Annotated in this window: 20 protein-coding genes and 1 pseudogene; 9 read left to right on the top strand and 12 right to left on the bottom strand. The window is 73.2% G+C overall.

Features of this window, described 5'->3' with window-relative positions; genetic code table 11:
• Positions 1-8 precede the first annotated feature (8 nt).
• Both xrtA and FHS88_RS16590 read right to left on the bottom strand, forming a co-directional pair.
• On the bottom strand, positions 9-1,526 hold the full coding sequence (xrtA, locus tag FHS88_RS16595) for an exosortase A (protein WP_184486584.1): 1,518 nt from the start codon (positions 1,524-1,526) through the stop codon (positions 9-11).
• A gap of 112 nt (positions 1,527-1,638) precedes the next feature.
• The gene (locus FHS88_RS16590; RefSeq protein ID WP_184486583.1) at positions 1,639-2,835 is read right to left on the bottom strand and encodes a TIGR03087 family PEP-CTERM/XrtA system glycosyltransferase; all 1,197 of its coding nucleotides are present in this window, start codon (positions 2,833-2,835) and stop codon (positions 1,639-1,641) included.
• 243 nt (positions 2,836-3,078) lie between these two features.
• On the opposite strand from FHS88_RS16590, the gene FHS88_RS16585 reads away from it, so the two are divergent.
• Both FHS88_RS16585 and FHS88_RS16580 read left to right on the top strand, forming a co-directional pair.
• Positions 3,079-3,468: a class I SAM-dependent methyltransferase gene (locus FHS88_RS16585; protein WP_184486582.1), complete on the top strand. Its 390-nt coding sequence runs from the start codon at positions 3,079-3,081 to the stop codon at positions 3,466-3,468.
• A gap of 18 nt (positions 3,469-3,486) precedes the next feature.
• Positions 3,487-3,945, top strand: a pseudogene (locus tag FHS88_RS16580) (FkbM family methyltransferase); the annotation flags it as partial.
• A gap of 31 nt (positions 3,946-3,976) precedes the next feature.
• On the opposite strand, the gene FHS88_RS16575 reads toward FHS88_RS16580, so the two are convergent.
• The 7 genes from FHS88_RS16575 to FHS88_RS16545 form a co-directional block, all read right to left on the bottom strand.
• On the bottom strand, positions 3,977-6,124 hold the full coding sequence (locus tag FHS88_RS16575) for a hypothetical protein (RefSeq protein WP_184486580.1): 2,148 nt from the start codon (positions 6,122-6,124) through the stop codon (positions 3,977-3,979).
• Entirely contained in the window at positions 6,124-7,284 is a 1,161-nt protein-coding gene (locus tag FHS88_RS16570) for a glycosyltransferase (protein WP_338146624.1), read from the bottom strand. The genes FHS88_RS16575 and FHS88_RS16570 overlap by 1 nt, the downstream gene beginning before the upstream one ends.
• Before the next feature lie 209 nt (positions 7,285-7,493).
• Positions 7,494-8,810, bottom strand: coding sequence for a putative O-glycosylation ligase, exosortase A system-associated (locus FHS88_RS16565; RefSeq protein WP_184486578.1), 1,317 nt, complete (start codon positions 8,808-8,810; stop codon positions 7,494-7,496).
• A 15-nt stretch (positions 8,811-8,825) separates the two neighbouring features.
• The gene (prsT, locus tag FHS88_RS16560) at positions 8,826-11,633 is read right to left on the bottom strand and encodes an XrtA/PEP-CTERM system TPR-repeat protein PrsT (RefSeq protein ID WP_184486577.1); all 2,808 of its coding nucleotides are present in this window, start codon (positions 11,631-11,633) and stop codon (positions 8,826-8,828) included.
• Positions 11,634-11,636: 3 nt separating this feature from the next.
• Entirely contained in the window at positions 11,637-13,031 is a 1,395-nt protein-coding gene (gene prsR, locus FHS88_RS16555; RefSeq protein WP_184486576.1) for a PEP-CTERM-box response regulator transcription factor, read from the bottom strand.
• The gene (gene prsK, locus FHS88_RS16550; protein WP_246420131.1) at positions 13,028-15,034 is read right to left on the bottom strand and encodes an XrtA/PEP-CTERM system histidine kinase PrsK; all 2,007 of its coding nucleotides are present in this window, start codon (positions 15,032-15,034) and stop codon (positions 13,028-13,030) included. Before prsK ends, prsR begins: the two co-directional genes overlap by 4 nt.
• A gap of 36 nt (positions 15,035-15,070) precedes the next feature.
• Positions 15,071-16,408, bottom strand: a complete 1,338-nt coding sequence (locus FHS88_RS16545; protein WP_184486574.1) for an exopolysaccharide biosynthesis polyprenyl glycosylphosphotransferase — start codon at positions 16,406-16,408, stop codon at positions 15,071-15,073.
• A 498-nt stretch (positions 16,409-16,906) separates the two neighbouring features.
• On the opposite strand from FHS88_RS16545, the gene FHS88_RS16540 reads away from it, so the two are divergent.
• The 7 genes from FHS88_RS16540 to FHS88_RS16510 all read left to right on the top strand — a co-directional run bounded on the left by FHS88_RS16540 (position 16,907) and on the right by FHS88_RS16510 (position 24,695).
• Positions 16,907-17,518: an XrtA/PEP-CTERM system exopolysaccharide export protein gene (locus tag FHS88_RS16540; protein ID WP_184486573.1), complete on the top strand. Its 612-nt coding sequence runs from the start codon at positions 16,907-16,909 to the stop codon at positions 17,516-17,518.
• A gap of 4 nt (positions 17,519-17,522) precedes the next feature.
• A complete protein-coding gene (locus FHS88_RS16535) occupies positions 17,523-19,037 on the top strand; it encodes an XrtA system polysaccharide chain length determinant (protein ID WP_184486572.1) in 1,515 nt (504 codons plus the stop codon).
• Complete coding sequence (locus FHS88_RS16530) at positions 19,034-19,924, top strand: P-loop NTPase family protein (RefSeq protein WP_184486571.1); 891 nt, start codon at positions 19,034-19,036, stop codon at positions 19,922-19,924. Before FHS88_RS16535 ends, FHS88_RS16530 begins: the two co-directional genes overlap by 4 nt.
• Positions 19,905-21,716, top strand: coding sequence for a TIGR03016 family PEP-CTERM system-associated outer membrane protein (locus FHS88_RS16525; RefSeq protein ID WP_184486570.1), 1,812 nt, complete (start codon positions 19,905-19,907; stop codon positions 21,714-21,716). The genes FHS88_RS16530 and FHS88_RS16525 overlap by 20 nt, the downstream gene beginning before the upstream one ends.
• 62 nt (positions 21,717-21,778) lie before the next feature.
• Positions 21,779-22,780: an AAA family ATPase gene (locus FHS88_RS16520; RefSeq protein ID WP_184486569.1), complete on the top strand. Its 1,002-nt coding sequence runs from the start codon at positions 21,779-21,781 to the stop codon at positions 22,778-22,780.
• A 1-nt stretch (position 22,781) separates the two neighbouring features.
• Positions 22,782-23,645, top strand: a complete 864-nt coding sequence (locus FHS88_RS16515; RefSeq protein ID WP_184486568.1) for an XrtA system polysaccharide deacetylase — start codon at positions 22,782-22,784, stop codon at positions 23,643-23,645.
• 3 nt (positions 23,646-23,648) lie between these two features.
• A complete protein-coding gene (locus FHS88_RS16510) occupies positions 23,649-24,695 on the top strand; it encodes a FemAB family XrtA/PEP-CTERM system-associated protein (protein ID WP_184486567.1) in 1,047 nt (348 codons plus the stop codon).
• Between the two features lie 177 nt (positions 24,696-24,872).
• On the opposite strand, the gene FHS88_RS16505 is transcribed toward FHS88_RS16510, so the two are convergent.
• The 3 genes from FHS88_RS16505 to FHS88_RS16495 are packed head-to-tail and all read right to left on the bottom strand — an operon-like array spanning position 24,873 to position 26,136.
• Complete coding sequence (locus FHS88_RS16505; RefSeq protein WP_184486566.1) at positions 24,873-25,313, bottom strand: DUF1499 domain-containing protein; 441 nt, start codon at positions 25,311-25,313, stop codon at positions 24,873-24,875.
• Entirely contained in the window at positions 25,310-25,558 is a 249-nt protein-coding gene (locus tag FHS88_RS16500; RefSeq protein WP_338146622.1) for a DUF3253 domain-containing protein, read from the bottom strand. Before FHS88_RS16500 ends, FHS88_RS16505 begins: the two co-directional genes overlap by 4 nt.
• Entirely contained in the window at positions 25,555-26,136 is a 582-nt protein-coding gene (locus FHS88_RS16495) for a pyridoxamine 5'-phosphate oxidase family protein (protein WP_184486565.1), read from the bottom strand. The genes FHS88_RS16500 and FHS88_RS16495 overlap by 4 nt, the downstream gene beginning before the upstream one ends.
• Positions 26,137-26,237: the final 101 nt, after the last annotated feature.

Here is a 26,237-nt window from a genome sequence, read left to right as displayed (position 1 = left end):
CGCGCCGTTCAGTTGCGCCGGACCGAAAGGCGCGCGCCCTCGGTGACGAGGCCCGCGCGCTGCGCCTCGAGCACGCGCATCAGCAGCGCCCTTTCGCGCCCGCCGTCGCGCGGCGTGCCCTCGCCGCCGATCTCGATCACCGCCAGCACCGGGCCGCCCGGATGCCCGCCGCGCAGCGCGTGCAGCGCCTGGTCCGCGCGCGCGCGCAGCCCGTCGCCGACGATGCGGCCGTCGAGCCAACTCGCCACCGCCACCGTGCCGGGCCGGTCGCTCGGCTGGCGCGCGCGGAAACTGCCGCCGCCCGGCGCGGCCACGCTGAAGGTCACGTCCTGGTCGGAGACCGAGAGCGTCAGTTGCCGGCGCAGGCGCGCCACCGCATCCCAGTTCACCCCGGGCGGGAACAGCACGAGCCGCGCGCGCACCGGCACGCCGTCGCACAGCAGGGAGCCGTCGCCCTGCGCGTCGCAATACTCGGCCGGGAGCAGCGCGACCGCGCGCTCCTGCGGGACGAGGGCGGCCGAGCCGGCGTTCAGCCGCGAGGCCGTCATGGCCGCGGCGGCGGCGGGCAGAAGCGCCACCGCCGCGGCGATGGCCGCGAGCAGCGGCGCGCGCGCCGGCGGCTCGCCGGGCCCGCTCAGCACCGGCGGGCGGCCGCGATCCTCGCGGAAGGGCAGGCCGGCGGCGATCAGCAGCAGCAGCACGATCGAGAAGAAGCCCCAGCCGTAGAGGACGTGGTCGGCCTCGACCGCGGCTGCGCTGCCCTCGATATGGCCGAGCACGACGAGGCCGAAGGCGCGCACCCCGTTCGCGATGACCGGCACCACCAGCGCGAGCACCATCACGATCAGCCGCCGCCACGGGCTGCGGAACATCACGAAGGCATAGAGCGCGCCGAAGGCGAGGGCGGCGATGATGAAGCGCAGCCCGGCGCAGGCCTCGGCGACGTAGAAACTGCCGGCCGGGATCTCGATCAGCAGGTCGTCCACGTAGTGGGGGATGCCGGTGAAATCGAGGCCGATATCCACCATGTGCGCCGTCACGCTCTGCAGCATCGGCACGGTGAAGGCGCCGAAGGGCACGAGGAAGACGAGGTAGGCGAGCGGTGCCGCCATGGCGAGCGCGACCCGCCAGCCGAGCGTGCCGAGCACCAGAGCATAGACGACGCCGAGCGCGGCGAATTGCCGCCCCTCCATCACGCCGAGGCGCTCGGCGATGAACCAGGCCGCAGCGGCGGGAAGCCCCAGCAGCGCGAGCGCGGGCGCGGGCACCGGGCGCAGGAGCGCAAGGCGGTGCCGCCGTTCCCAGGCGAGCCAGAGGGCGATCGGCAGGATCAGCCAGCCATGATTGTAGGCTGCCGAACTCTCCCAGATGCGCACGGCGTGCACGGCCTCGGCGGCGAAGATCGCGCCCCAGGCGGCGAGGCCCGTCGCCAGCAGGATCAGCGGCAGGCGCCAGGCCGAGGGGCCGGGCGTGGCCTCGCTTGCCGCGATTTCGCCGCTCGCCACGGCGCGGCGCAGATCGGTCATGGCCGGTTCCCCCGGTTGCGCCGCGCGTCATCCTGCATGCGCGCAAGCCTAGCGCAGCCGGCGGCGGGCGGCGATGCCGCGGCCGCAGCCGCCTGAAAGATGATGCTGCCCGTCATGCCGGCAGCAGCGCATCGAGGGCCGCGAGCGTCGCCGGCCAGTCGTGGCCGGCGCGCACCGCTTCGCGCGCCGCGGCGCCGATCTCGCCATGCCCGCCCGCGAGCACCTCGGCGATGCGCGCCGCCATGCCGTCCGCCGTGGATTCCACCAGCAGGTCGCGGCCGGGCTGCGCGCGTACGCCCTCGAAGGCTTCGGGGGTGGCCAGGACGGGGCGGGCCATCGCCATCGCTTCGAGCACCTTGTTCTGGATGCCGCGCGCTATGCGCAGCGGCGCCACCGCGACCGCCGCATGGGCGATGTAGGGGCGCGTGTCGGGCACGGCGCCGGTGACATGCACATTCGGTGCTTCCAGCGCCCGCACCGCCGCGGAGGGGTTGGCGCCGACAATCCAGAACTCGGGCGCCGGGCTGAGCGCGGCGAGGCGCGGCATGACCTCGGCCGCGAACCACCCCACCGCCTCGACATTCGGGCGGTAGTCCATGGTGCCTGTGAAGACGAGCGCGGGTGCGGGACCATAGGGGCGCGGCCAGGGGGCGGCGGGATCGAAGCGTGCGAGGTCCACGCCATTGGGGATGGCGCCGATGCGTCCGGCGCATTCCGGGGCGAGGCGGGCGAAGAAGGCGGCCTCCTCGGCCGAGACGAACAGGCTCGTATCGAACTGCATCACGGCCCGGCGTTCGAAGGCGAGCAGCGTGCGCGCCTCCCGCGCCCAGACCTGGCGCATGGGAAAGCCGGCATCGGCGGCGTAGGCCTGCCACTTGGCCGAATCCACATCCACGAGGTCGAGCACGCGGCGCCGCATCCGCTCCGCGCCGGGCAGCAGCAGATAGGGTGCGACCGAGGAGGAATAGCCGAAGGCCATGTCCCAGCGCCCGGCGGCGAGGCCCTCGCGCACCCAGGCGGCGAGGCCCGCATGGTGGAACCAGGCGAGCGAGAGCGGCAGTCCGGGCCGGAAGCGGGCGAGGGCGCGCATCCCCGCGAGCGCGCCGCGCGGGATGGGAAGCGCCTTCACCTCGGCGCAGCGGGCCTGAAGCGCCGGCAGATGCGCGAGATCGGCCGGGTCGTCCACGAGGCAGCCGAGCGAGACCTCGTGCCGCGCCGCGAGGTGATCGAGCATGTGCCAGGCGCGGATCTTGTCCCCCTTGTTCGGCGGATAGGGGATGCGGTGGGCAAGGAAGAGCAGGCGGGGCATGGGTGAGAATCAGGCGGAAGGAACGCCGGCGCGCATCGCGGGTTCGTGCGTCGCGGCCGCGTGCGGGGTTGCCAAGCGCGGCCTCCTGGTGGCGCGGGATGGGGCGCAGGCCCGGCGGCGGCATCGCCGCAGGCAGCGCGCCTCACCGCCAAGAGCCATTCGTGCGGCGCGGTCTTCGGCTCTATCCTCGCCACGAGACCGACGCGCAACGGCCGGAGGCCAGGGACCAGGATGGAACGGAGCGTGTTCAAGAGCCTGATCCCGGCCCCGCTCCGCGCCCTTCGCTGGCGGCTGCGCTGGCTGCGGCAGACCGAGGCCTTCGCCGCCGCGCCCATCGCCTGCCTCGCGCGTGCGGCGCGCTTCACGATCAGCGAATTGGCGCGGCCGGAGTTCGGCTTCACGACCCCCGACGGGCTGAGGCTGCGCAGCATGCGCAACAATTTCAGCAGCTTCGCGATGTGCACCGTGGGCGAGCGCGACACGGAGATGGCCCGCTTCATCGCGCGCCATGTCCCGGTCGGCGGAACCTTCGTGGACGCCGGCGCGAATATCGGGGCCTATTCCCTCATCGCCGCCCGACGGATCGGCCCCTCGGGTCGCCTCCTCGCCTTCGAGGCGCATCCGCGAACCTGAGAATTCCTCCGCGCCAATCTCGCGAGCATCGGGCATCCCGGCACGCGGGTGTTCCAGTGCGCGCTCGGCGCGCAGGATGGCCGGGTTGCGCTCGCCTTCCACGGCGCGAATCCCGGGGAGACCCATGTGGCGCATGGATCCTCCACACCCGGTGCGGCATCCGTGCCGATGCGCAGGCTGGACGACGTGCTCGCCGAGGAAGGAATCCACGCCATCGACTACCTGAAGATCGACGTCGAGGGCTTCGAATTCCCGGTCCTGCAGGGTGCGATGGGCATTCTCGGCTCGAGCCCCCGGGTGGCGGTGCAGACCGAGATGCAGGAACGCCACGCGGCGCGCTACGGGCATGGGCTGGACGGGATCGGGCGTCTGCTGGCCCTGGCGGGGTTCCGGCCGCACCGCATCGCTCCGGACGGGACGCCGCATCGGCTCGAGGGCGCGGCCAGGGGCGAGGTGGTCTGGCTGCGCGATGCGTGAGCGGTAGCGGCCCGCGTCGCGAAGGCGACGGTCATGCCGCGCATCGGAGCGCGCGCGCCGGAACGCGCGGCATGTCCCGCGGCACGATGTTGAGCTGCGCGCTGGCCGCGTAATGCTCGGGCCCCGTGAAGGGCGCCCCGGCGCCCAGGAGCCAGAGATAGGCCTCGCGCGCGCGGGCATGGTTCAGCGTCTCGGTGATCTGCGCGAGGCTCTGCAGCGCCCAGCGGGAATAATCCCCGCGGCTCGTCCGCCAGGTGTCGCCATTGTGCCAGTCGCGCTGGCGCGTCGCCGCCGCGATGGCTGACCATGTCCGCAGGATCTGGTCATTCGGCCCGTCGGGTCGCGTGATGGCGATGAGGTAGGCCACCCCGTCCTCGCGCGGGAAGCCGGAGGCGCCCGCGAAGAAGCGGCCCACCAGGAAGTTCGTCATCCAGGCGAGGCAGACGCGCGCATCGTCGCTGCCGCGCCGCGCCGCGAGCGCCACCGTTGATGCGAGGTAGTCCTGCTGCCAGGGCGGCAGCGCCCCTGGCGTGCCGTAGGCGCCCGGCACCCATCCATGGGCCTCGCCCTGGCGTGCGGTCCAGTCCGCGAGGCGACTCCTCATCCAGAGCCAGTTGGTCGCCGTTGCGGCGCGAAGATACTCGCCGGCGGGATCGCCCTCGGGCGCGATCCAGGCCGCGTTGTCGAGCTGGCGCATGGACCAGGCATGCGTGCGGTTCTGCGCGCCATTCAGCATGATGACGTCATCGAGCGGCGCGCCCACGGGTGCGCCGCGGCGCTGGTCGCGCCAATGGAACACGATGTTCCAGCACCCCTGCGCGAGCAGGCCGTCGAGGAAGGCGCGTCGCCCTGTCAGCAGATAGGGCACGTAGCTGAGGTCGGGCTGGTGGGACTTGGTCATGCCCCAGCCAGTACCATCCGGGATCTGCTGCGCGAGGCCGCGTGGGGGCCGCCCACCCCGCCCGTCCGACCACAGGCCAGGCCAGTCCCGCGTGTTCAGCCACGTCGCCTGCCGCCTGGTGTCGCCGCTGTCCCAGTGATGCCAGGGAATGGCCCCGGCGGCTTCCGCCTGGTCCAGCGAGAACTCGGCCGCGCGCCGGTCGGCCCCGCAGAGCCAGAAGGCTTGATATCCTGTGACCGGACCGATGTCCGGCCGGCCGCCCCCGGTGCCCATGGCGGTGGTGATGTTCCGCGGCGCGAGGGGCGCATCCCAGGCCGGCGCCGATCGCGCCCGCGCGAGATCCTCGAGCCGCGCCAGTTCGACGCCCGTGCTCTGGTCATAGCGCGCGATTGCGGCCGTCTCGGCGAGATAGCCGACGTCGTGGCGCAGGAAGGGCGCGCGCGGTGGCGCACCGCCGCCGCGCGCCGCGCCCCGCATCCGGCCGAAGCCCTGGTACTGGAAGTGGCGGGGCAGTTCGGCAAGCAGTGCCTCGCGGCCATCGAGCGAGAGCGCAACGCGATAGGCGGCCTCGCCGCCGCCGGGCCGCATCGCGATGTCGTTCCGCAGCCAGAGATCCACCCACAGCGAGCCGTCCGCGCGCAGGGCGAGGTCGGCCAGCAGGCGCATGGATTCCGCCCCGCCGATCGCCGAGGGGGGGACGGGCAGGCTGAGCCTCTCCTGCACAGCGAGGGGGCCGGATTGCCAGGGCGTGGCCTCGCGCCGGGCCATCCATGCGGCGAGCAGATCCACACGCCAGGGGGCGCCTGCCCTGAGCGGCGTGATGTCGAGGACCGCCGCACGCCCAGCCAGCATGGCGGCGACATCGAGCCGCCCACCTTCCGCCGCGCCGCCGCGCGTGAGCACGAGCCCGATCCTCTCGCCCGCGCGCAGGGCCGGGACGGTGATGCTGACGATGCCATGCCGCGCCGAGCCGTCCGGATGGCGGATCTTGAGATCGAACTGCGTCGGCAGGCTGCGGCCATCGGTGCGACGGCAGCCGAGAAGCGCGCCGCGCGGCAGGTCTCCGGCGCGGAAGGCCTGGCCGAACACGAGCACCGCGGCATCGGAAGGGCCTTCGATGGTCAGGCCGACGATATCGCCGGGCCTCGCCGCGCAGGGCGGCGGCACGGGCATGACGAGCCTCGGCCCGCCCTGCGCCATCGCCTCGCGGCCGAACGGCGCCGCGAGGGCTCCGCCGAGGACCAGCGCGCCGCGCCGGGAGACAGGCACGGGGTCCATCATCGGCGCGTCTCCAGGATGTGCCGGAACAGCGCGAGCTGCCCCTGCGTCGTTGCTTCCCAGCCGAACTGCTCCGCATGGGCCCGGGTTGCGGCGCGCGCCTCGGCCGTGCCGGGCAGGGCGGCCACGGCGGCGGCGATCGCGCGCGGGTCCGCATCGACGACCACGCGGCCCGCCGCCTCCGTCGAGACGGCTTCGCGCGCGCCCCAGGCTTCGGTGCACACGACCGGCGTGCCGCAGGCCATGGATTCCAGCAGCACATTCGCCCAGCCCTCGCGCGCGGAAGCGAGGAGCATCACATCCGCCGCGCCATACCAGCGCGGAAGTTCGCGATGCGGGCGGGCGCCGGGCATCCGGAGCCGGTCCTGCACGCCGAGCCGGGCGGCCAGCGCCTCGAGCGCGGCGCGCTCTGGCCCTTCGCCGAGGATCACGAGGCGGTATCCGGGCAGATGCCGCAACGCCTCGATCGCGAGGTGGTGGCGCTTGCGTTCGATGAGATGCCCGACCGAGAGGATGGTCGGCCCATCCATATGCAGTTCCACGCGCAGCGCCGCGCGCGCCTCCGGCGGCCGGAACAGCGCGGTGTCCACGCCGTTGCGCAGCACCACGATCCTGTCGCGCGGCACGCCGAGGGCGACGAGGCCTTCCGCGAGCCCTGCGCTGACGGCGATGATGCCGTCCGCCTCGGCGAGCGCCTTGCGGATCATGCGCCCGGCGAAGGGCAGATCCGGAAGCTGGCTCGTATCGGAGCCCCGCGCCGTCAGGACCACCGGCTTGCCGAGAGCGCGCGCGATGCGGACCGCCGCGACACCGTCGGGGAAGAGGTAGTGGGCGTCGATGAGGTCGAAGTCGAAGCCCGAGCGCGCGAGATCCGAGAACGCGGCGAGGCCGGCCCGCGCCATGGCGCGCGGGTTGGTGGCGAGCCCCAGGCCCGGCACGGCGATGAAGCGCGGATGGAGCACGTGGATCCCGTGGCGCTGCTCCTCGTGCGGCACGGCGGCGCGCGACGGGCCGCGCCCCGGCCACCAGGGCACCGGCGCGATGACCTTGGCGACCGCCTCACCGCTTGCGAGCAGATGCCTCAGCCGGTTCTCGACGAAGACGCCGTGGTTCGGCTGCGCCGCGTTCGGATAGAGACTGCTGAAGGTTGCGAGCCGCACGGGCCCGCCAGCCCGCGCTCGCCTGTCCGGCGCCGGGCGCGGGGCTTCCCTCGTCGGGGCGGGGTGGTTCCTGTTCGAGCATGTCGAACGGCCATCGGTATCGCCGACGGAACTCGTCGGGCACGGCGGCCCAGATGCAGAGCCAGACGACTCCGGCCAGCATGGCGAGGAAATAGGCTGTCTGCATGCCGTGACCTTCCCTTCCGCGCTCATGCCGCCCTCGCGGCCTTCTCCCGGCGCCAGAGCGGCTCCGGGGCGGCGGCGCCGGACTGTGCCAAGGCGGGTGCCGCCGCGCTCTGGCGCACCAGCGCATGCGTCGCCCCGAGCACGATCATCAGCGTCCAGAACACGTCCCAATAGGCGAGCGACAGGAAGGCGCCGCCCACGAGATAGGCCAGGATCGAAACCTGCGACATGCGCGCGAGGTCGCCGGCCCAGGCGAGGTCCGGCCTGCCGCGCGAGGCGGCGATGATGCGCCGCGTGTAGAGCACCCCGAGGCCGATCATCGCCAGCCACACGCCGAACAGGATGAAGCCGTGCTCCCCGAGGACCTCGAAGTAGATGCTGTGCGTCGCGCGGGCGACGACGCCGGGCGCGTAGGTATCCACGACGCCCTGGTCATAGACGGCGCGGAAGCCGCCGCCGGTCAGCGGCCTCGCGAGGGCGACCTTGAGCGCGGCTTCCCAGATGCGCACGCGGCCCATCGCCGAGCCGTCCTGCTCGAAGGTCTCGATCGTCTCCATCCGCTCGACCCAGCTCTGCGGCATGAAGGCGATCACGCTGCCCACCGCGAGCACGATCGCGATGCCCGAGAGCAGCTTGCCCTTCGTCCGCAGCCAGAAGACGCCCGCCACGACGACCATGGTGACGAGCGCGCCGCGCGACTGGGTGCCGATGGTGGCGAAGAGCGTGAGCACCATCGCCACCGCAAGCCCGACCCTGACGAGGTGATGCGCCGAATGCATGCGCAGCCAGTTCATCAGCGGGATGACGATGAGCAGCGCGACCGCGATGTGGTTGCGATCGGCGATCATGGTGTCCTGCGGCCCCAGGACCCGGTGCGCGCCGCCGGTGACGATGGTGAAGACGCCGCCGCGCACGCCGAAATAGCCAATGCCGATCACCATCAGCCACACGAGCGCGTGGATGCGCCAGCGTTCCGTCAGCAGTGCCGCGGTCAGGAGCAGGCCCGCGATGATCTTGATCGTCCGGTCCCATTTCGCCCAGGCGGCATCGGCCGGACCGATCGCGACGAAGGTGGTCAGCGTGATCCCGACGGCGAAGACGACCATCAGGACCATGAGCGCATTGGGTCGGAAGCTCCGCGGCTCGCGCGCCATGATGCAGCCCACCACCGTCGCGAAGAAGGCGAGCGCGGCCCAGGGGATCGTCTGCGCCATGCCCCAGGCGAGGCGGTGCGCGTTCATGAACGAGATCCAGGACCACACCAGGATCCCGACGAAGGGCCGGGCGAGCGCGATCAGCAGCAGAAGCCCCGTGAGGGCGATGAAGACGGCGTCGCGCACCAGCGGGCGGCCCGGTCAGCCCCGGCGCAACTCGGCCATGAGCCGTTCGGCCTCGGCGCGCTCGGGGAAGGCGTCGGAGCGGGCGAGCAGGGGCTCGAGCACGCGCGCGGCCTCCGCCCGTTCGCCGGTCGCCGCCAGCGTCCAGGCAAGGCGATAGGCCATGCCGGCAGCGGCGGCCGGGTTCGTCCCCTGCGCGCCGGCAACCGCCTGGCGGAGCAGCGGCAGGGCGCGCTGCGGCTCGCCGCCGCGCGCGAGGATCCAGCCGAGCGTGTCCGCGATCTCGACGGTGGGCGCGAGGAAGAAGGCGCGCTCGGCGAGGCCGCGGGCCTCGCGCAGCGCCTCCGCGCCGCCCTTCTCCTGCAGCAGCCAGGCGAGGTTGTTCAGCGCGATCGCGTCGCGCGGCGCGCGTTCGGCCACGGCGCGGAACTCGCGCTCGGCCTCCGCGCTGTCGCCGCGCTGCATCGCGAGCTGCGCGAGCATCGCGCGCGGCGGCACGTCGTCGGGCGAGCGCGCGATCCAGGCGCGCAGGAGCTCCACTGCCTCGTCGCGGCGCTCCGCCTGCACCAGGGCCGCCGCCTGGCGCATGGTCAGCTCGGCGCTCGGATTGGCGCGCGCGGCCGCGGCGTAGGCCTGCGCCGCATCGGCGGCGCGCCCGGCCCCCATCAGGACATCGCCGCGCAGCGGCGCCGTCACCGTCGCGGCGCCGGGCAGGCGGCCGAGCCGTTCCACCGTCGCCAGCGCCGCATCCACCCCACCCTGCTGCTGCGCGAGCGCGATCGAGGTGCCGAGCAGCAGCGGATCGGTCGGGGCGGAGCGCAGCCCGGCATCGATCAGCGCCTCGGCCGCGCGGTGGTCGCCCCGGCGGGCGAGCAGCAGCGCGAGCTGGCGCATCGCCCGTGAATCGCGCGGGTTCTCGGCCAGCGCCGAGCGGGCCGCCGCCTCCGCTTCCGGCCAGCGCTCCTGCGCCGCGCGCACCTCGGACAGCCGCAGCGCCACCGTGCCGCCCTGGCCGGGCGCGCTGCGCAGCGCATCCGACTGCAGCAGCGCGACCGCGCGCTCGTGGTGGCCGCTGCGCGCGAGCACGGTGGCGAGCGCGAAGGCGAGGCCGGCATTGTCCGGGTTGGCGGCCTGCGCCTGCTCGAGCAGCGCGAGGCCCGCCGCGGCCCGCGGCCCGCCTGCGAGCGCGGTCGCGGCGAGCCGCCCGAGCGCCTCGGCATTCCCGGGATCGCGCTGCAGCACCTCGCCCAGCAGCCGCTCGGCCTCCTCGGCGCGGCCCTGCGAGGTCGCGACACGCGCAAGGCCCAGCCGCGCGGGGACGGAATCCGGATTGGCGCGCAGCACGCCCTCGAAGGTCGCGCGCGCGGCGTCGGGCTCGTAGCGGATGAACTGGATCATGCCGCGCAGCACCTGCGCCGCCTCGCCCTGCCGCTGCGCATCGTCGAGGCGGCCGAGCTCGGCCTCGGCGGCGGCGACGTTGCCCTGCGCGATCTCGCCCATCGCGAGCATCAGCCGCGCGCCCGGCACCGCCGGATTGGCCCGCAGCGCGCCCTGCGCCGCCTCCGCCATGCCCGCGAAATCACCGATGGACAGGCGCGAGGCGGCAAGCCGCGCGAGCCGCGTCGCATCGCCCGGCGCGAGCGCATCGGCGCGCGCGAAGGCTTCTGCGGCCTCGCGCGGACGGCCGGCTGCGATCTGCGCGCGGCCGAGCAGGTCGTAGGCCTCGACATCCTGGACGCCGCGGCGGACCAGGTTGTTCAGCACCTCGGCCGCATTGCGCGGGCGGTTCGCCTGCAGCTCGAGCGCGGCGAGCAGCCGCGCGCCGCGCGGATCCTCCGGCCGGCGCGCGACATGGCGCTGGGCGGCGTCGATCGCCTGCGCCGTCTGGTTGAGCTGCTGCTTGACGGTCGCCATCAGCAGCAGCCCCTCCGGCGTGTTGGGCAGCACCGCGCCGAGGCGGTTCAGCGTCTCCTCCGCCTGGCGCCATTCCTGGGCGCGCACCTGCAGCACCGCGAGCATGTAGTTCGCACCGGCATGACCCGGGGCCGTGCGCAGCGCGGCCTCCACATCCGCCCGCGCCGCCGCGTTGTCGCCCTGGCGCAGCCGGATCTCCGCGCGCTGCAGCCGTGCCAGCACATTGCCGGGCTGCGCGGCGATCGCGCGGCTCGTCACCTCGACCGCCGCAGGCAGCTCGCCGCGCTCGACGAGGAAGGTCGTCTTGCGCAGCAGGGCGGCCACATTGTCCGGCTCGATCCGCAGCGCCGCGTCCAGCGCGGCCTCCGCGCCCGCGCGGTCGCCCGCCTGCACGCGCACCGCGGCGAGCACGATGTGCGCCTCGGCGAGGCCCGGTGCCACGGCCACCGCGGCCTCCGCCGAGCGGCGGGCGTCCGCGGCCTGGTCCAGCGTGAGCTGCGCCGCCGCGCGGCCGGCGAGGATCACGCCCGCGAGGCGCGGCTCGGTGCCGGCGGCGGGTTCGGCGAACTCGCGCAGCACCTCGCGCGCGCGGTTGAGCGCGATCTGCGCGCGGATCAGCAGCGCGGTCGAGGCCACCCGGTCGTGGCCGCGCTCGATCGCCGCGCGCGCCTCCTTCTCGGCCGTGTCGGCATCGCCGAGGTCGAGGCTCGCCTGCGCCAGGGCGTAGCGCAGGGCGCCGTTGTCCGGCGCGCGGCGCACGGCGTTGCGCAGCTCGATCTGCGCCGTGCGGAGGTCGCCGCGCGCCTGCGCGGCCTGGGCGCGTTCGAGCGTGGCGTAGGCCTGGCCTGCGGGCAGCATGAGCACGGTGCCGAGGAGGGCCGCGCGCAGCAGGGATCGGGTTCGCTGTGCCATGGCTCAGCCTCCTTCGGGTTTCTGGTCCGCCGTGCCGCGCGCGGCGGCGATGCCGTGCGCGTCCAGCAGGTTGTAGAGCGTCGGGCGGCTCACGCCGAGCATTCTCGCCGCCTGGGCGAGATTGCCGTGGCTCAGCGCCAGCGCGCGGTCGAGGGTCTCGCGCTCGGCGCGCATCCGCGCGCTGCGCAGGTCGAGGTCCGGCTCGCCGGCCGCCTCCTCCTCGGGTGCTGCGAGCTCGAGCTCGGCCGCCGTGATCTGCGTGCCCTCGGCCATCAGGACGGCGCGCTGGACGCGGTTCTGCAGCTCGCGGACATTGCCCGGCCAGGAATGCGCGGCCATCGCCTCGAGCGCGCCGGGATCGAAGCCGCGGATCCGACGGCCGAACTCCTCGGCGTAGCGGGCGAGGAAATAGCGGGCGAGCAGCACGATGTCGCCGCCGCGCTCGCGCAGCGGCGGCACGCGCACGGTCATGGAGTTCAGCCGGTAGAGCAGGTCGCCGCGGAACTGGCCGCTCTGGGACTGCTCCTCCAGCGGCTGGTTGGTCGCCGAGACGATGCGCACATCCACGCGGATCTGCTGCCGGCCGCCGACCCGCTCGAACACCTGGTCCTGCAGGAAGCGCAGGAGCTTGGCCTGAAGCTGGACCGGCATCTCGCCGATCTCGTCGAGGAACACCGTGCCGCCGTCGGCGACCTCGAACTTGCCCGGCGTCATGCGCACCGCGCCGGTGAAGGCGCCGCGCTCGTGGCCGAAGAGCTCGGCTTCCAGCAGGTTCTCGGGGATCGCCGCGCAGTTGAGCGGGATGAAGGGCTTGCGGGCGCGGGGGCCGAGCTCGTGCAGCGCGCGCGCCAGCGCCTCCTTGCCGGTGCCGCTCTCGCCGAAGATCAGGACCGGGACCGAGACCGAGGCGAGGCGCTCGATGGTGCGGCAGACCTTCAGCATCGCCTCGTCGGCGGTGATGATGCCGCGCACGGGGGAGGGGCGGGGGCTGGCGGCGAGGCGGCGGTTCTCCTGCTCCAGCTCGCGCACGCGCAGCGCGCGGTCGAGGATGGTGCGCAGCAGCTCGGGCTCCACCGGCTTCTCGCAGAAATCATAGGCGCCGAGGCCGATGGCGCGGAGCGCGTTCTCCCGCTGGCCCTGCCCGGTCGCGACCACCACCGGAAGGTCGGGATGGGCGCGGCGCAGCGCCTCGAGCGTTGCGAAACCTTCCGAGACGCCCTCGGCGTCGGGCGGCAGGCCGAGGTCGAGCAGCGTCACCGAGGGCTGTTCCTTGGCCGCGAGGTGTTCGGCCTGGGGCCGCGTGCCCGCCAGGATCACCCGCCATTCGGGGAAGGCCCAGCGATACTGGGCCGACAGGCCGGGATCGTCCTCGACGATCAGGAGTTTGGGCTTGCTCATGGGGTGCCGGCCGGCAGGCGCAGGCGCATCGTCGTGCCCTCGCCGGGGCGGCTCAGGACGTCGAGCCGGCCGCCGGCATTCGCGAGCAGCTCGCGCGCCTGCCAGGCCCCGATGCCGCTGCCGCCGGGCTTGGAGGTCGCCATCGGGCGGAACAGCTCGTTGCGGATGAAGGTCTCGCTCATGCCAGGGCCGCGGTCGATGATGTCCACCTCGAGCCCGGCATCGGCGGGGCGCACCACGACGCGCACCGGGACGGTGGGCGGGGAGGCCTCGATCGCATTGTCGAGCAGGTGGGTCACGGCGGCGTCGAAGCTTTCGGGGGGCATGGCGACGAGAGGAAGGTGGGAACCCTCCTGCACGAGTTCCAGCGCGCCGGCACGGTTGCGCGCGAGCGCGCGCAGCCTCTCCATCACCGCGAAGCTGCCGCTGGCGGGGCGCGGCGCGGCGCCATCCTCCTGCCGCAGCCGGGCGATGAGCGTGTTGATACGGCTCACCGAGGACCGCATCGTGGTCAGCAGGTCCCGCTGGAACTCCGGGTCGTCCAGGTTCGCCTCGGCATTGGCGAGCATGAGGCTGAGCTGGTTGGACACCGTCTTCACGTCATGCGCGACGAAGGCGAAGCGCTTCGCGTAATCCGCGAGGCGGCGGCTGTCGGCGAGGCGCTCCGCGGCCTGGCGTTCGGCGAGGAACATCGCCACGGCGCGGCCGAGCGTGCCGAGGAGTTCGTTCACTTCCTCGTCAAGCGGGAAATGGGCGCGCGGCGGGGCGAGCAGCACCGCGCCGGTCAGGCCCTCGCGGTGATGCAGCAGCGGCACCGCGAGCCACAGCCGCCCCGAGCCGGCGAGCGGATCGCCTTCCGCCGGCGGGCCGAGGCGCAGGACCTCGCCGCGTTCGGCGAGGGCGCGATGCACCGGATGGTCGGGGAAGAGCACGACCGGCACGTCCGGCGCATTCCAGAAGGCGCTGCCGACCAGCGACCCGTCGGGGCTTTTCGTCAGCAGGATGCCGCCGGGCACGTCCACCGCATCGGCGATGGCGCGGATGGCGCGCACCGGCGCCGGGCTCTCCTCGTCGGCAGCGGAGAGCGTCGCTGTCGCGCGCATCCATTCGCGCCGGTAGTCGTACCGGGCCGCGAAGAAGTGGTCCACGATGCTGCGCCGGATGCGCGAGCGGAAGGAACGCGAGGAGAGCGCGACGGCGAGCGCCATCAGCGCCCCGGCAATGAGCCCGACCTGCGCGGTCCCGCCCCAGTCGGCATCGAGGTGGCGCAGCGCCTCGCCCACGGCGCCCACGCCGAGGAGGAAGGCGCCGGCGATCACCAGCGTCGCGCCGTGGAAGACCACCTCGCGCGAGACGGCCGGGCTGCGCTTCCAGCGCCTGTCGCGCAGCGCGGCCAGCACCAGCAGGGCCGGCGCGATGCCCCACAGAGCGCCGCGCGCATTCCACAGGACGGGGGAGAAGGCGCCGCTCAGCGCCGCATCGGCCAGGAGCACGAGGTCGAAGGCTGCCATGCCGCCGATGACGATGCAGGGCAGGTTGGCATGCCAGCGCGCGGCCTCGTCGAGATTGCGGATGATGTTCTCCGCGACGAGCACCACGAGCAGCGCGAGGGCAAGGCGGGCCGGGACCGCGAAGGCCGCCGGCAGGGCGGTGTCCAGTTGCGCCATGCGGGCCATCTCGACACCCGCGGCGAGCGGCAGCAGCGCCGCGGCGGCGAGGCCGAAGGCGCGGGCGAGCGGCACCGCGCCCGGCCCGCCCAGCCGGCGCCCGAGCGCGAGCAGCACCAGCAGCCCGAAGGCGGTCTGGACCAGATCGAGCAGCCCCGGCGGGCCGGTCAGCGGCGCGACCGGCCAGACCGCGACCGAGGCGGCCCAGGCCGCGGTGGCGAGGCAGAAGGCGGCCGGCAGCCAGGCCGGGCGCCGCCCCGCCGCGGCGAGCGGGATGAGCACGGCCCAGAGAGCGCACAGCGCCGCCGCGACGGCATGCACCGGCACCGATGCCATCATCGCCTCACCCCGGGGAACGGGCCCCGGCCGCGATCACCGAGAGCCCTCCTGGAACAGCACGACGCGCACCGTCGCGATCAGGATCAGAAGGTCGAGGAAGAGGTTGCGGCGGCACACGTAGTAGAGATCATAGGAAAGCTTCAGACGCGCGTCCTCGACCGAGGCGCCATAGGGGCAGTTCACCTGGGCCCAGCCGGTGATGCCCGGCTTGACCAGCATCCGCGCCTCGTAGTGCGGGATGGCCTCGGCAAGGCGCGCGACGAATTCCGGGCGCTCGGGCCGCGGCCCGACGATCGCCATCTCGCCACGCAGGACGTTGATGAGCTGCGGCAGCTCGTCGATCCGGACAAGGCGGATGAAGCGGCCGACGCGCGTGACGCGTGTGTCGTTCGGCCGCGCCCAGACGGCGCCGCCGGCCTCGGCATCCTCCCGCATGCTGCGGAACTTGAACACCGTGAAGACTCGGCCGTGCAGGCCGAGCCGCTGCTGCCGGTAGAGGATCGGTCCGGGGCTTTCGAGTCGGATCGCGATCACGGTCAGGATCATGACCGGCAGTGTCAGGAGCAGGATCGCGAGCGCGAGGACGATATCGAGGCCACGCCGGAAGGCGGCGGTGGCCGCGCTCTCGGCGCAGGTCTCGCGGGGCCGCCAGTCCTGGGGAAGCGACTCGAGATCCACCCGGCCGAGCGCATGCTCGACGAAACGCGACGTGGTCCAGACGGGAACGCGGAGCGCGCGGAGCCGGTCGGCCTCGCCGGGCGGCAGGCTCGCCGGATCGTCCGCGACCACGGCATCGAGGGGACGGGTGCGCAGCACCCGCTCGAGAAGCCGGGGACGGGTGGCATCGAGGCCCGGGGGAATGCCGTCGAGAACGGCATAGAAGGGATCGGCGGCGAGCCGCCCGCGCAGCCTTGCCGCGCCCGGCCCGGGCAGAAGGGCGACCCGCAGCCGCAGCAGGCCGCTGCGCAGCGCGAGGTAGAAGGCGGAGCGCGTGAGCAGCACGGCGCAGACGAAGGCGACGACCAGCTGCGTCACGCTCATGCCGATGCCGGGAAGCGGGGCGTGCGGCAGCATGTGCGCCGCCACCGGCGCGACGATGACCAGCAGCAGCCCGCCGAGCACGGCGCCGGCGAAGAGGCGGGCCGCGCGAAGCGAGTTCGTGGGATGGTACAGCCCGGTCGCGGCCACGGCGAAACTCGCGCAGATCGCGAGAACGCCCGACAGGACGAGAACGCCCGGCAGATCGGCAGTCGTTCCCTGAGGCAGTCCGAGATGCAGGATCAGGGCGAAGGCAGCGAAACACGCGAGCGCCTCGGTCACGGACAGCAGAAGCAGCTCCGACCGAACGCTGTGCCCGAAGAGATTGGTCACCGTGCAGCTCCTATGGACCGCCACGCGCACTCCCCAGCGACGCGCAACAGTCGTCTAGTGACTGCCCCCCTCGACATGATGTGACCATCCTTCCTGCGCGTTGACAAGCGGTTAATGCCTTAAAAATCCGTGTCTGTCGAAAATAAATATCTCACAGATACGCGAGGAGCAGAGTTGCAGAAATTTGGACGTTCATCCGCCGGAGAGCCCGCCGGCACCCCCTTATCGGCACAATCTGCCGTCTCCCGGTTGTATTCGCCGGAGAGAACACTCTTGTGACCTTGCGCACACCGGAAGGTCGCCGGCTATGGTTTGACCCGAATGCCCGACCGCGCAGAGCCGTGATCGGATTCCCGTTTGAAAAATGAGGCAGATCTCCTACAAACGATCCGACCGTTGGTCACTTGTTAACCCGCGCTCGGGGCAAGGCACACTGCGTCCGCTCACGCGCCCGCATCCCCGATCGGGCGGCGGCGTCAGAGGTTCGGGAGGTCATTGATGCTCAGGGTCTGTTCCATCCTCGCCGCGGCCCTGCTCGCCGCCTGCGCCCCGATGTCGCCGCCGCCGTCCGATGCCGCCGCGGTACCGCCTCCGGCCAGCGAGCAGAACTACGTCATCGGGCCCGGCGATACGCTCGGCATCTTCGTCTATCGCGCGCCCGAACTCTCCATGGACGTTCCCGTGCGCCCCGATGGCCGCATCTCCATCCCGCTCGTGCCCGACATCCAGGCTGCGGGGCGGACGCCGACCGGGCTTGCGCGTGAACTCGAGACGCGGCTCCGGCAATACGTCGTGGATCCGAACGTCACCGTCATCGTCCGCTCCTTCGTCGGCCCTCCGAACCGCATGATCCGCGTGATCGGCGAGGTCGCGCAGCCGCAGGCGATCCCCTATCGTGACGGCATGACCATCCTCGATGTCATGATCGCGACCGGCGGCCTCACGCGATTCGCCGCGGGCAACCGCGCCGAGCTGATCCGCCGCGACGCCTCGGGCGCCCGGCAATCCATCCCGGTGCGGCTCAACGACCTCGTGCGTGGCGGCGACATTTCGCAGGACATGCCGGTGCGCCCCGGTGATACGCTGGTGATCCCCCAGAGCTGGTTCTGAACCGATGAACATCCCCGCGCCGATCCTCCGATCGGCCAAGGCGTCCTGGCGTCATCGCTGGGTCGCGCTCGCCGCTGCCTGGCTCGTCTGCCTGGTCGGCTGGGCGATCGTCTACACCATGCCCAACCAGTATCAGGCCAGCGCGCGTCTCTACGCCGAGGCGGACGTCATCCTCGGCCAGGCGCTGCGCGGCATCGCCGTGGACGGCGCGCCGCAGCAGCAGGTCGAGTTGCTGACGCGCACCATGCTCGCCCGCCCCAACCTCGAACGTGTCGTCGCGCGGACGGATCTCGACATGCGGGTGGACAGCGCCCGCTCTCGCGAGGCGCTGCTCGACGAGCTGGCGCGCGAGATTCGCGTCACCCCTCAGGGCCGCAGCCTCTACCAGATCACCTATACCGATCACGATCCGCGCGTGGCGCAGGCGGTCGTGCGGACGCTTCTCGACCTCTTCATGGAGCGCGCGGCGAGCAACGACCGCCAGGCCATGGAGAATGCCCGCAGCTTCGTGAACCAGCAGATCAACAGCTACGAGACCCAGCTCCGCGAGGCCGAGCGCCGGCGCGCCGAGTTCCGCGCGCGCTACCTCGACCTGCTTCCCTCGGACGCGCGCGGCGGCGTCAGCCGGCTTGAGGACGAGCGCCGGCGCCTCGCCACGCTGCAGGGCGAGCTCGCGGATGCCCGGGCGCGTCGCGACGTGCTGCGCCAGCAGATCGAGGCCCTGCCGACGCAGCGCGCGGCGGGCGGCGGGGGCGGGGATCCGCGTCTCGCCCAGGCCGAGCGGGAGTTGCGCGAGCTGCGCCTGCGCTACACCGAGCAGCACCCGGCGGTGATCGCGCAGCGCAACATCATCGCCGAGCTGCGCTCCAGCGGTGCCGGCCGCGGCGGTGGCGGCGGCGTGGTCGCCGCGCCGCAGAGCACCCAGCGCGAGCTCCTCCAGTCGCGCCTCGTGGATGTCGAGCTCGCCATCGCCTCGCACGAAAGGCAGATCGCCAGCAGCACCGAGGAGGTGGAGCGGCTCGAGACGCTCGCCCGCAGCGCGCCGCAGTTGCAGGCGGAGTTCGACAACCTCGACCGCGACTATGGCGTGCTGCGCCGCCAGTACGAGGAGCTGCTGGCGCGGCGCGAATCGCTCCAGCTCGCCGGCGCGGCGCGCACCGGCGCCGACCAGGTGCGGATCGAGGTGGTCGAGCCGCCGACGGTTCCCACCATCCCGCGCGGCCCGAACCGGATCCTGTTCGCCTCGGTCGTGCTGGTGCTCGGGATCGGCGCGGGCGGCGCGCTCGCGGTCTTCCTCGGCCTGCTCGATCGGGGCTTTTACTCGCTGCGGGACCTGCGCGAGATCGGCCTGCCGGTGCTCGGGTCGGTGGCGGAGGTCGGCGCACCGCGCCGGCTCGTGCCCGCGGCCGTCTTCGCGGGCGGCCTCATCCTGCTGGTCGGGGCCTATGGGGCGATGCTCGCCCGCGGCCCCGAACTGGTTGCGCAGGGTTCGCGCCTTGTGGCACGGCTTCTCGCATGAGCGTGCAATCGCAACGCAGCCTCGCCGAACGCGCGGTCGAGGCCCTGGGCGGGGCTGGCGTGCTGCGCGGCGCGGCACCGGGCGGTGGCGCGCCCGCCGCACCTCCGCGCACCGCGCCTCTCGAATCGGCGGCGCCGCCCGCACCGGAACCGGCCCATCCGCCGATTGCGCGGGAGGCGCTCATCGCCGCGGGCGGCGTCAGCCTCCAGGGCACGCGCACGCGCTGCGCCGAGGAGATGGCGGTCATCCAGCAGCAGGTGCTGCGTGCGCTGAAGGACATCGAGCCCGCGCCGGAGCGGTGCGCGCGCCTCGTCCTCGTCACCAGCGCGCGGCCGGCGGAGGGCAAGACCTTCACCTCGCTGAACCTCGCGGTCGCGGTCGCGCGGCACGGCGGGATGGGCGCGCTGCTGCTCGATGGCGACGGCAAGCGCGGCAGCCTGACCAGCCTGCTCGGCTGCGAGGGCGCCCAGGGCCTGAGGGACATCGCGGCCGATCCGGCGCTGGACCCGGCGCGCATCGTCAGGCCAACCGAGGTCGCCCGCCTCCGCTTCATGCCCTCAGGCGTGGCGCCGGCGAGCGCGACGGATCCCAAAGCCTCCCCCAAGGCGCTTGCCGAGGCCTTCCACCGCATCGCCGCGGCCTTTCCGGACGACCTGCTGATCGTCGACGCCCCCCCCGTCCTTGCGACGAGCGACGCGAGCGCGGCGGCCGCCCTGGCCGGCCAGGTCCTGATCGTGGTCCGGGCGGAGGCCACCCAACGATCCGAAGTCGAGGCCGCGCTCGACATGCTGGACGCCTGTCCCACGCTCCAGCTCGTCCTCAACCGCGCGACCGCCTCCACGCCGGACAGTTTCGGGGCATACGGATATGAGGCCTACGCCAGCTGAACCGAAGGACGCGCGGCTGAGCCGGCGGCGGCGCGCCGCCTGGACGGCGGCCGCGGCCTGCGGCGGCATCCTCGCCGCGGCGCTGCCCGCCCGGGCCCAGGAGGCGACGGCCCCGGCCTCGGCCCCGGCCAGTGGTGGGGCCGCCGCCTCCCCGGGGGGCTCGGGCCAGGCACAGCCCGCGCCGGTGCGCCCCTTCGCCGGGACCGAACAGCAGCCGGTGGGCGGCATAGGTCCGTTCGGCGCCATCCCGCCCGCGAATTTCGTGCGCCCGGAGGCGCGGCCCGGCGGTTTCCTCGAACCCTTCTATGGCGGGCCGCCCGTCAATCTCGGCGGCAGCACGCCCACGCGCGGCTACGTGATCGAGCCGGCGCTGACGCTGCGCGTGCTCGCCACCGACAACAGCCAGATCGGGGACAGCCGTCGCGATTCGGAATTCGTGACAACGATCGCGCCGCAGATCCGCATCGCCGCCGAGACGGCCGCGCTGCGGGGATCCTTCTTCTACGCGCCTAGCGTGAATTTCTACGCGAACGGGACCGAGGATACGCGGATCGACAACCGCTTCCTCGGCGCCGCCACCCTCACGGTGGTGCCCGAGCGCGTCTTCGTGGATTTCCGCGCGCTGGGCAACGTGACGCCGATCGCGCCCGGCTTCAACGATGCCACCATCGCCTCCTCGCGCCGGGACGGCTTCACGCAGAACTACTTCTTCACGGTCAGCCCCTACGCCATCCAGCGCTGGGGCAGCGCCGCGACCTCGGTGATCGGCTACAATTTCGCCTATTCGCGGCGCGACGGCACCTCCACCCGTCTCTTTCCCGGCGGCCCCGAGGTTTCGAACGACAGCGAGCTCATCACCCATAGCGGCTTCGCCGCCGTGCGGTCGGGCGAGGATCTCGGCCGGCTGGTCCTGGAGGCGCGCGTTTCGGGCACCGCCTATGTCGGCGGCGGGGAGATCACCGATGGCGCGGAGCGGGGACTCGCCCTGCTCGAGGCACGCTACGCCATCACGCCCACCGTCGCCGTGCTCGGCGAAGTCGGTTACGAGCATCTGCGCTTCGGCGGCGTCCCGCCCTATCGCGTGGATGGCATGGTCTGGGGTGTCGGCCTGCGCCTGGACCCGAGCCCCAACACCACCATCACCGCCCGCTATCGCCGCCGCGACGGCTTCGATGCCCCTTCGGTGGAAGCGCGGATCGGCCTCGGCCAGCGCACCGTCGCCTTCGCCAGCTATTCGGAACAGGTGACCACGGCGCTTGCGCAGGTGTCCGACCTGCTGAGCACCGTGACGGTGGACGAGTTCGGCAATGCCATCGGCCGCGACGGCGCGCCCATTCCGCAGCTCGACAGCGGCGCCTTCCTCGGCCAGCAGAACGGGCTGTTCCGCAGCCGACGTGGCACGGCCTCGATCTCCCACCAGCTCCCGCGCGATACCTTCACCCTGCAATACGTCTTCGACCGCAGGACGCCGCTCGCCTCGGCTCCGGGGGAGTTCGCCTTCGCGCAGGAGACGCAGAGCGTCGCGCTGCTGTGGCGCCGCGAGATCGGGCCGGTCACGACCGGCTTCGGGTCCGTCGGCTACAGCTGGAACCGCTCGGACACCCTCGCCTCGCAATACGACACGCTTACGGCGCGGGTCGGGGTTGTGCACAGCTTCTCCGAGCGCCTGGTGGGCTCGCTGCAATACCAGTTCACCGAGAGGCTGCGGAGCGAGGGCGGCAATGCCGGGGCCTTCGCGCCGCGGGACACGACGCAGAACACCGTCATCGCCTCCATCACGACACGCTTCTGAAGGGCGAGGGGCCGGGCGCAACGGCCCGGCCCGCCTCCTGCCGCATGGGATGAGTTCGCAGCATGCTCGTCGAACACTACGGCTTCCGCGAGCCGCCCTTCCTGCTCACGCCCGACCCGCGGGTCTTCTACGCGAGCCAGGGGCACAGCCGCGCCTATGCGCATCTGGTCTACGGCATCGCGCAGCGCGAGGGCTTCATCATCGTCACCGGCGAGGTCGGGGCGGGCAAGACCACGCTGATCGAGCGGCTGTGCGCCGAGCTCGAACCGGGGGCCTTCATCGTCTCGCGCATCGAGACCTCCCAGGTCCAGGGCGAGGATCTGCTGCGCCTCGTCGCGCGCGGCTTCGGCGTGCCGACGGCCGGCACCAAGGCCGACCTGCTCGGCGCCATATCGGACAAGCTCCGCGCCACCGCCGGGGAGGGGCAGCCGCGCCACCTGCTGATCGTGGACGAGGCGCAGGCGCTCTCGCCCACCGCGCTCGAGGAGCTGCGCATGCTCTCGAACGTGACCGCGGGCGGGCGGGCGCTGCTGCAGACGCTGCTGATTGGCCAGCCGCAGCTCCGGCGACTGATCGCCAGCCCCGACCTCGACCAGCTCCGCCAGCGCGTGCTGGCCTCCTACCACCTCGACGGGCTCAGCAAGGCCGAGACGCGCGCCTATATCGAGTTCCGCCTGCGCGCCGCGGGCTGGGAAGGCCGGCCGGCCTGGGAGGAGGGCGCGATGGAGCGCGTGCATGAGCTGACCGGCGGCATCCCGCGCCGGATCAACCGGCTCTGCTCGCGGGTGCTGCTTGCCGGCGCGCTCGAGAAGGTGGACCTGCTCACCATCCGCATGGTCGAGGAGACGGCCGCCGAGCTCGAAGCCGATCTCGGCGCGGGCCTGAAGCCGGGCGAGGAGCCGGCGCCGCCCCCCGATCCCGGCGCAGGCGAGCTCGCCATCCTGCGCGCAGCGGTCGAGGGGCTCGCGAAGCGGCTCGATGCGCTGGAGAAGTCGAGCCAGCGGCGCGAGCGGATGCTCGGCCAGCTCGCCGACCTCGTCTCCACCTACACCAGGCGGCGGTGACATGAGCGCAGCCTCAGCATCCGTCCCGCGCAACGCCATGACGGTGGATGTCGAGGACTGGTTCCAGGTCCAGGCCTTCGCCGGCTGCATCCCGCGCAGCGCGTGGGAGACGCTCGAGCGCCGCGTCGAGGCGAATACCGGGCGCATCCTCGACACCTTCGCGCGGCACGGCGTTCAGGCGACCTTCTTCACCCTGGGCTGGGTCGCCGAGCGGCACCCGGCGCTGGTCCGGCGCATCGTCGCGGCGGGCCACGAGCTCGCGAGCCACGGCCATGGGCACGAGCTCGTGCATGAGATCGGCGAGGCCGCCTTCCGCGCGGACATCCGCCGCGCCAAGGCCGCGCTCGAGGATGCGGGCGGCGTGGCGGTGCGCGGCTACCGCGCGCCGACCTTCTCGGTCGGGCCGCACACGCCCTGGGCGCATCGGGTGCTGGCGGAGGAGGGCTACGCCTATTCCTCCTCGGTCTTCCCGGTGAAGCACGACCTCTACGGCGCGCCGAATGCGCCGCGCGCGCCGCACCGCCCGCACGCCGACGGCGTGATCGAACTGCCGATGACGACGCTGCGCGCCGCTGGGCGCAACCTGCCCTGCGCCGGGGGCGGCTGGTTCCGCCTCGTGCCCTATCCGCTGTTCCGCACCGCGCTGCGCCGGGTGAACCGGCGGGAGGGCGCGCGCGGCATCTTCTACTTCCACCCCTGGGAGGTGGACCCCGCCCAGCCGCGCGTCGCCGAGGCCGGCAGGCTCTCGCGCTTCCGCCACTACACCGGCCTTGCGAGCATGATGGCGCGGCTCGAGGCGCTGCTGCGCGACTTCTCCTGGGGCCGGATAGACCAGGTCTTCGCGCCCGACCTCGCGGCGGCCTGAGCCATGGCGGTGAAGATCGTGGAGATGGACGCACGCAGCGCCGCGGCCTGGGACGCCTTCGTGCGCGCGCGGCCGGAGGCGACCTTCTTCCACCTGAGCCCCTGGGCCACGGTCATCGGCCGCGCCTTCGGCCACGCGACGCACTACGTGATGGCCGAGCAGGACGGCGCGGTGGTCGGCATCCTGCCGCTGGCGCGGATGAAGACGCTGTTGTTCGGCGACCTGCTCTCCTCCACGCCCTTCTGCGTCTATGGCGGCAGCGTGGCGGCCACGCCGGAGGCGGCGGCGGCGCTCGAGGCCCATGCGCTGGCGCTGCGCGAGAGGCTCGGCTCGCCCGCGCTCGAGTTTCGCCGGCGCGAGGCGCCCGATCCGGGCTGGACGCCGCGCCCGCCGCTCTACTTCACCTTCCGCAAGCCGATCGCGATCACCGGCGACGACGCGAAGGACATGCAGGCCAACATCCCGCGCAAGCAGCGCGCGGAGGTGCGGAAGGCGATCGAGAAGTTCCGCCTGCGCTCGGTCTCGGGCAGCGACACGCGCACCCTGCATCGCGTCTATGCCGAGAGCGTGCGGAACCTGGGCAGCCCGGTCTTTCCCGCGCGCTATTTCCGCCTGCTGGCGGAGGCCTTCCCGGGCGAGCATGACGTGACCACCGTGCTCGATGGCGATACCGCCGTGGCCTCGGTGCTGAACTTCCACTTCCGCGAGGAGGTGCTGCCCTATTACGGCGGCGGGCTGCGCGCGGCGCGCGAGAACCGCGCCAACGAGTTCATGTACTGGGAGGTGATGCGCCGAGCGGGCCGCGAGCGCGGCGCGAGGCTGTTCGATTTCGGGCGCAGCAAGCTCGGCACCGGCGCCTTCGACTACAAGAAGAACTGGGGCTTCGAGCCGCAGGAGCTGCCCTATTGCTACCGCCTGGCCGAGGGCGCGGCGATCCCGGAGAACAACCCGAACAATCCGAAGTACCGGCTGTTCATCGCCGCGTGGAAGCGGCTGCCGGTGGCGGTGGCGAATGTGCTGGGGCCGCCGCTCGTCCGGGGCCTTGGCTGAGCGGGGCGCTCGCGACGGGGCGCGTCATGCCCCGGCGGCCGGACGATGGCGTGTTCCGCCGGCGAGGCCGGACGGGTTGCTGGCCGACACAGCGGCCTCGCCGCGTGGCGCTCCGGACGGCGCGCAGCCGGGCCGCGAGGGCCCGCGCCGGAAAGTCCCAGCCGCGCGCATCGGGCGTCAGCGGCGCCGGATACGCTCCTCGAAGGCCGCGAGCCAGGCCGTGACGCGGGCCCGGTTCGCACCGAGATCCGACCAGCCGATCAGGCTGCGCGAATAGAGCCAGAGGCCCGTGCCGGCGCCGGCCGGCGCAACCTCGGCCACCACGATGTCGGGGTAGTTCATCAGCCGCGTGCGCGCGACCCATTGCACCTGTCGCCGCGCCGGGAACTCCGCCAGCGGGAAGGTGCGCGGCATGGAAGCGGCGACGGCGCGGATCGCCGCGAGCGCCTCCTCCGGCGATACGGGGAAAGGGTCCCGGTGCAGATGGCCCGCGCCCGGTGCCGTCGCCGGCGTCAGCAGGCAGGTGTTGGGCGAGGTCGGCAGGACGAGCGTGGCGAAGTCCACGGGCTCGGGCGCCGGCACGCCCTGCGCGCCGCGGGAGAGGAGCAGGCGGATCATGGGCGGATCCTCAGCCGGATGACGCCGCGGATCTCGGCGCCGGGGTCCACAGGGCGGCCCTTCCGCAGCACCTCGATTCGGCCTTCGCGGGCCAGCGCGATCGCCTCGCGCCGCACGCGGCCCATCAGGGGGCGCCAGTCCTCGGGCGCGAGGGCACGCGCCACCTCGGAGGGGCAGAGGCTCTTGTCCGCGCCCCGCGCCACCGCGGCTGCGAGGATGGCTTCGCGGATCGCGGCGTCGCTCACGGCGCGATCCAGGTGGCGGAAAGCCGCCCGGCCTCGTCCCAGGCGAAGCGGGCGCGGCGGTGCCCCTCATGGGCGAGCAGCAGCCAGTCGAGGCTGTCCATCGCGATCACCACCGCCATGAAGTTGCCGCGCCCGGCCTCGGCATCGCGCGGCGCGGGGGGTGGCGCCGCAACGGCGGCCCCGGGCGGTTCCACCGCCGCGTAGCACATTCGGGAGGAGGCACGGCTGCCGCTCCAGGCGCTCTCGGCCAGGGCGTCGTCGTGATGCAGGCTGACCGTGCCCGCGATGCGCAACTGCACCTGCGCGGCCGCATCGTAGGCATGCAGCATGACGCGCGGCTCGGCGGCGAGTTCCGTCGCCTTGGCGCTGCGCCGGTCGGTGTGCAGGCGCAGCCGGCGCGTGCCGGGATCGAAGGCGCGCAGCACGACGGTGCGCGCATTCGGCGCGCCATCGGTCCCGCGCGTGGCGAGGGTCGGCGTATGAAGCGGGCTCCGCCGGTCCGCGACGCCGCGGGCGAGCAGGGCGAAGGCGCCGGCGAGGGCGTCCTCGAGCCGGTCGGGCGGCGGCGGCCGCGTCATGGCCGCGAGCCGGCGCGAGCGACGCCCCGCGTGGTGGTGTGCATCCCCATGGCGCCGGTATGACGCTGTGGCGTCGCGGCGCAAGCCCCGGATGCGTCGGG

It is taken from the genome of Neoroseomonas alkaliterrae, assembly GCF_014199195.1.
Taxonomy (GTDB): Bacteria; Pseudomonadota; Alphaproteobacteria; order Acetobacterales; family Acetobacteraceae; genus Neoroseomonas; species Neoroseomonas alkaliterrae.
Note: the sequence above shows the minus strand (reverse complement) of the source record. Positions and strands in the feature narration are given on the sequence as shown.

Coding starts and splice junctions, on each gene's coding strand:
- xrtA (WP_184486584.1), bottom strand. CDS start 1,526: ATGACCGATCTGCGCCGCGCCGTGGCGAGCGGCGAAATCGCGGCAAGC.
- FHS88_RS16590 (WP_184486583.1), bottom strand. CDS start 2,835: ATGCCCCGCCTGCTCTTCCTTGCCCACCGCATCCCCTATCCGCCGAAC.
- FHS88_RS16575 (WP_184486580.1), bottom strand. CDS start 6,124: ATGGACCCCGTGCCTGTCTCCCGGCGCGGCGCGCTGGTCCTCGGCGGA.
- prsT (WP_184486577.1), bottom strand. CDS start 11,633: ATGGCACAGCGAACCCGATCCCTGCTGCGCGCGGCCCTCCTCGGCACC.
- prsR (WP_184486576.1), bottom strand. CDS start 13,031: ATGAGCAAGCCCAAACTCCTGATCGTCGAGGACGATCCCGGCCTGTCG.
- prsK (WP_246420131.1), bottom strand. CDS start 15,034: ATGGCATCGGTGCCGGTGCATGCCGTCGCGGCGGCGCTGTGCGCTCTC.
- FHS88_RS16540 (WP_184486573.1), top strand. CDS start 16,907: ATGCTCAGGGTCTGTTCCATCCTCGCCGCGGCCCTGCTCGCCGCCTGC.
- FHS88_RS16535 (WP_184486572.1), top strand. CDS start 17,523: ATGAACATCCCCGCGCCGATCCTCCGATCGGCCAAGGCGTCCTGGCGT.
- FHS88_RS16530 (WP_184486571.1), top strand. CDS start 19,034: ATGAGCGTGCAATCGCAACGCAGCCTCGCCGAACGCGCGGTCGAGGCC.
- FHS88_RS16525 (WP_184486570.1), top strand. CDS start 19,905: ATGAGGCCTACGCCAGCTGAACCGAAGGACGCGCGGCTGAGCCGGCGG.
- FHS88_RS16520 (WP_184486569.1), top strand. CDS start 21,779: ATGCTCGTCGAACACTACGGCTTCCGCGAGCCGCCCTTCCTGCTCACG.
- FHS88_RS16515 (WP_184486568.1), top strand. CDS start 22,782: ATGAGCGCAGCCTCAGCATCCGTCCCGCGCAACGCCATGACGGTGGAT.
- FHS88_RS16510 (WP_184486567.1), top strand. CDS start 23,649: ATGGCGGTGAAGATCGTGGAGATGGACGCACGCAGCGCCGCGGCCTGG.
- FHS88_RS16505 (WP_184486566.1), bottom strand. CDS start 25,313: ATGATCCGCCTGCTCCTCTCCCGCGGCGCGCAGGGCGTGCCGGCGCCC.
- FHS88_RS16495 (WP_184486565.1), bottom strand. CDS start 26,136: ATGACGCGGCCGCCGCCGCCCGACCGGCTCGAGGACGCCCTCGCCGGC.